The sequence below is a fragment of the Citrobacter sp. Cm046 genome, assembly GCF_030333065.1.
Taxonomy (GTDB): Bacteria; Pseudomonadota; Gammaproteobacteria; order Enterobacterales; family Enterobacteriaceae; genus Citrobacter; species Citrobacter murliniae.
On the sequence record NZ_JAOWGP010000002.1, the window covers coordinates 1 to 738 of the forward strand.

Genomic DNA, 738 nt, shown 5'->3' on the forward strand with positions numbered 1-738 from the left:
CATTATGAAGTATATGCCATTGCCCTTCCTGAAGAGCGAATAGTTTCAATTTGTCCGAAATGCGATATGGGGCATATTGCACATATGCTGTGGCGAATTAAAAATATGTTTATTCTCACCGCGATATTCTTTTTCACTGTGGTGTTGTTTGGCGTCATTGGTGATATGGCTGAGGGTTCCTGGATTAGTTTTTTAAATTTCCTTTCGGTATACCAATGGCTATACATTATGGCTATGCTAGGAGGGGGGGGGCTTTCAGGTTTGATCGCATATTCTGCATACAAAGCATGTGCACCAACCCGTTGTAAGCTGACTGAGGAAATATGTCAATTGCTGGGGTTGGAAAATGTATCAAAAATTAATCTCAATAAAATAACGAAAAAAAGAGAGCAGCAGTTGAAAGATAAAGGTAAATGGCATGACCCTGGTGATAAGAATAGGCCTGCATGCCCGAGTGGAAAAGTTCTTTATTCAGCAGAATATTGGTTCTATTACTAAACATCACCTTTAAACATACTATGGGGTGCAGAATAGAACGCTGGAAGCGACAATAGGCAATAGGCAATAGGCAATAGGCAATAGGCAATAGGCAATAGGCAATAGGCAATAGGCAATAGGCAATAGGTAATAGGTAATAGAGAATATCTCATGAATCCATTTGAACAGAAGCAGATATGTTCTCGGTTTATCAAGCCTGAAAAATTAGCTGATTTACGGACTAAGCAAGAAATCGAACTG

1 pseudogene is annotated in these 738 nt (G+C 39.4%); it reads left to right on the plus strand.

The features are described 5' to 3' along the window. Positions 1-498: pseudogene (locus OGX98_RS00010) on the plus strand (hypothetical protein); the annotation flags it as partial. Between the last annotated feature and the right edge of the window lie 240 nt (positions 499-738).